General features: G+C 62.3%; 2 protein-coding genes and 2 pseudogenes. All 4 read right to left on the bottom strand.

The window, feature by feature from the left end; translation table 11 throughout:
• Positions 1-206, bottom strand: a pseudogene (locus ACFWI9_RS33200) (DDE-type integrase/transposase/recombinase); the annotation flags it as partial.
• A gap of 799 nt (positions 207-1,005) precedes the next feature.
• Positions 1,006-1,881 carry a DAPG hydrolase family protein gene (locus ACFWI9_RS33195; protein ID WP_387168715.1) on the bottom strand — a complete coding sequence of 292 codons (876 nt, stop codon included), beginning with the start codon at positions 1,879-1,881 and terminating at the stop codon, positions 1,006-1,008.
• Positions 1,878-3,212 carry an FAD-binding oxidoreductase gene (locus ACFWI9_RS33190; RefSeq protein WP_387168712.1) on the bottom strand — a complete coding sequence of 445 codons (1,335 nt, stop codon included), beginning with the start codon at positions 3,210-3,212 and terminating at the stop codon, positions 1,878-1,880. The genes ACFWI9_RS33195 and ACFWI9_RS33190 overlap by 4 nt, the downstream gene beginning before the upstream one ends.
• Positions 3,213-4,034: 822 nt before the next feature.
• Positions 4,035-4,119: pseudogene (locus tag ACFWI9_RS33185) on the bottom strand (IS5/IS1182 family transposase); the annotation flags it as partial.

The following is a 4,119-nucleotide window of genomic DNA, read 5'->3' as shown; positions in this document are numbered from 1 at the left end:
GCCGCGGGTCGCCGCTGCCATCTCGATCGCGTCGACGACCAGTTCGGTCCGCATATGGTCGCCGACCAGCCCACCACGCGCCGCGAGCAGATGTCCAGGATGCAGGCCAGGTAGAGCCACGTGCCGCCGACCTGCACGTATGTGATGTCGCCGCACCACTTCTCGTCCAAGCCGGCGGCGGTGAAGTCGCGTCGGACCAGGTCCGGGCTGGGTCTGTCCAATCAACGAGCTTCACTACTCGGAGAGTTGCGCGATGGCCGCCTCATGACCAGGGGCTATGCGTTGATCGCTGCTACACCACTCGGCGGGACACCATCCTCCAGACCAGACCAGACCAGACCAGACCAGACCAGACCAGCCTCGCCGGCGCCAACGACAAGCTCTCCCAGATCGACCGCCGGTCACGCCGCGCTGTCGACCTCGGAATCCCCTCCCCGAGGAACCCCTGAACAGACCAAGATCACAAGTTCAGAGAATCCGACGCCGCATCCTCCTCGGATAGCGACACCCTCCGTCACCACCGAAAGTGAGACAGGGCCAATCGTTTGACAGACCCACGCGAGCTGCCCCTCGCATAGGCGGGGCGAGGGGCAGCAAGCGGCCCAGACTGCTGTCTGAGCCAAGCCCGACGATCGATAGAGGCAGCGGGGGTTTCTGCCGTCCACGGCGCCGGACTTCTGGGGGCTAGTCATACGGAAAGGGCACGCAGCCGTCCGCACGGTTTCAAGGGCGTTTCGTTAGTAGTATCGCCCCCGCCCATTACGCCGCAGGAAGCGAATGAGCGGGGGCAGCCAGCCCTGCCCCGGGGAGCGGTGGCAGGGCCGCACCGCAGGGCGTCCAACGCACAAAGGGGGGAGGATGTGCGTCGACGCACCCAACGGGGCCTTGAGAAACCCACGTGGTGGAGCGTGACCTTCGCTTCAGGAAGGGATGCGTGCCAGCGAGGAGCTCATACCCTGACCATCGCGAGGGAGCGCGCACGTGGGTAATCTCGCTGAGCGCTGGTCACAGGGACGTGGCTCCGTCCGAGACGGAGAAAGGGGTTTGATTCTCCGCGCATGCGAACGTTGCGTGGAGGGAGGGGAGGATGACTGCAAGATGAGCCATCTCCTGGGCACAGTGGACGAGCAGCTCGGAGGCTCTTTGAGCGGTCATGGGCATGGCCATGGTTGTCAGAGAAGGCAGTGCGCGGTTAAGGGCCTTACTTCGGGTGCGTAGGGCGGCGTGGCGCCCGCCTATCCAGAATCGCGATCGCATTTCGGAGCCATCGTGTGTCTTGCGGACATGGTGGAGGAGGTAGCCAGCGTCAAGAGGGTGGCAGGAGAAGCCCACCCGCGCGCAGATCACCGTAGCTTGCTGCGGATCGGCGATCTCATCCTCGTCCAGACCGAGTTCACTCGGCGGCAGAAAGCGAATGGCGGCTCTGGTGAGCCGATGTCCCAGATACTCTTCTACGAATGACGTCCGGCCGATGTAGGAACGTGGTCCGGGCGTGTGTTTGGTGTCGGACCACTGGACGGCCACGTGGGCTTGCGGGTGCCAGAGTTTGTACTTGCGGGTGTCGTCACCGTGCCAGGTGAACCACCAGTCCCACATGGCCGGTGTCACGTCGGGCATGTGAGTGAGCACGGCGACCGTCATCGAACCGTCGGGTAGGAGCGTGTAGCCGGTTTCAACGGCCACGCTGTCAGAGCTGAGGAGATCACCGGCTTTCTCGATGCTAGTCAGCAGAGGGACAGCTCGGGGGCCCAGATTGAGCGCTTCAACCACGTGTGAGGGCAACGGAGCCATCATAGGGTCGTAGTACGGCGAGAAGGGGCTGGAATGATCCTCTTCTCGGTAGCCGATATAGCTGCGGCTGGCAGACAGGTGCTTGGTCACGGACGCCCCATCCAGGAGTGGAAACGACCTTCAGGGTCATAAGTGGCACGAACCAGGTCGAGGCGAGACATGGCGGTCTTCGACGCGAATTGAGCCGGCCGCTGGCCGAGGTTCTCGTCAGCCAGCTGGATGCCGGTGGCCAGCGGAGCCATCTCCGCCATGTGGTATCTAGCCCAGTCACCGTAGTGCTCGTCATCCAAGGCGTCCTGCCACACGGAGTAGAGCGCGATGTAAGTGTCGTCCTCCATTGAGTAGGCCATGTCCTGACGTTTTGGCGCAGGACCCCAGTTGAGCCACAGACAGTGCGAGGGTGCCGGCGGCAGGGTCTGGGCGATGCTCTTCAAGGCCGGCAAGAGGTCCTCGATCGACGCGGAGGTCCACATATTGTCCGCAGCGTAGCGGTGCTCGTCAGGGTAGGCATGCATTACGGCGTCGTACCAATCGAGCAGTGTCATGGGCGCGAACGGAATCGCGGCCAGGGCTTGTTCGCGTACCGGGCAAGTGTCGAGCAGTCGCACAGCTTCTCGCGCCTCGTCCTCAGAATCCGCGAACACAGGAGCAGCGATCACGATGGTGGGCTGATCGATACCGAGGGGCTCAAAATTCGTGCACATGAGAACCTGCAACTCCACGCGCCGGTCCACCTCAGGGCCGATGGCATGCGCCCACCGGTAGATGTCCTCCAGAAGATCGAGTGGGTAAGCGTACACACTCGAGCCGCATACCGCAGGCTTGTGGTAGATGCGCACGTGGAATTGGACCACAACACCGAAAAACCCGGGACCGGAGCCGCGGGCTGCCCAGAATATATCTGAGTTCTCCTCCGAGTTCGCGTGGATCAGCTCCCCATCGGCGTTGACCACGTCGACGGCCAGCACACTCTCACAGGCGGGCCCGAGCACTCGGCTGTTCCATCCGTATCCGCCCTGAAGGAGGTAGCCGCCCACCGCAACGCCCTTGCAATGGCCAGCAGGGAAGAACAAGTCCTCGGCCGCGAGCACGGCGCACATCTCGTTGCCGTGTTTACCCGGTCCTACGGCAGCGGTCATGGCTTCACCGTCCACAGCGATGCGATCGAGCCGGGACACATCGAGCAGCAACCCGCCGTGACGAAGATGGCTCGCCGTCCAGCTGTGCCCGCCGGAGCGGATACCGACACGCAGTCCATGCCGCTTGGCGAAGCGAACCGCGTTTTGAACGTCTGCCACGGAGCAAGCCTGCACGATCACATCCGGAAAGCGGTTGGGAACCCGGGCGTTCCACACGGTGGACTTGCGTGCTTCCTCGTAGCCCGCCGCTCCGCGCCGGAACACGTTGCCGGTCAGTTCCATCACGCCTACCTTTTAGTCTGTTTTGAATGCTTCTGTGAGCATCAAGTCAATGCTGGTGATCCGATCTTCGGATCACCAGATCTCAAATATGGACTATAGAGGGTTCCTGTTGGAGCCTCCAGTAGCGGCACCCTCTCGTGAGGAGCCAGTCCTACGTGCCATATGAGCCACCTCGGGCGGTGGGGACAACAGCCACTGAGCTGGGTGTGCTGACGTAGCCGGCGTGACACCGCACGCCGTGTGTCGTTTCATCAGGACTCGCAAAACGCAACGATCGGTGGGCCCCTGTCGTGCGCTCTGTGTGCAGAAGCCTCCTTCCGTGCACCGGGAGTTCGCGTACAGCTTCCGCCTCATCTGTTCCTACTTGCCTGCGGAAGTCGCCTTCCCGTCTGGTTGGACGCGTGGATGCAGCGCCATGAACGTAGAAGCCACAACGGAGAAGGGGCCAGCTGGCCCATCGCAGCCGCTGATGTCCCGGGGGCATCCCCAACCGGTGTCGGTTGAGAAACATGGAGGGGACGGACTTCGGGACCGCGCTATCCGGCTGTACCGATAAACGCTGTGGCATGAAGCCCTCCAACAAGCTCATCTCCGTGCTGACAAGATCATCGTGATCTGTCAAGAACTCTTCATGTAACGGGAAAACGACGTACCGAGCACCTAATCCCCTCGCTACCTACTTGGATGGTGTCCCGCTGAGTGGTGTAACAGCAATCTTCGCGCAGCCCCTGGTCATGGGGCGGCCATCGCGCAACTCTCCGAGTAGCGAAGCTCGTTGAGAGAAGTGACGCGATGGCCTTGTCCAGCGTGATTGAACCTCTTTCATCCTGAATGGTTGCGGGTCAGGAGTGTGTGGATGGCTTGGACGATGGTGCTGATGCGGCGGGTGGAGCATCGGGCTCGCCGT

This window comes from Streptomyces sp. NPDC127084 (assembly GCF_042724175.1).
Lineage (GTDB): Bacteria > Actinomycetota > Actinomycetes > Streptomycetales > Streptomycetaceae > Streptomyces.
This window is presented reverse-complemented; position numbering and strand designations above follow the sequence as displayed.

Coding starts and splice junctions, on each gene's coding strand:
- ACFWI9_RS33190 (WP_387168712.1), bottom strand. CDS start 3,212: ATGGAACTGACCGGCAACGTGTTCCGGCGCGGAGCGGCGGGCTACGAG.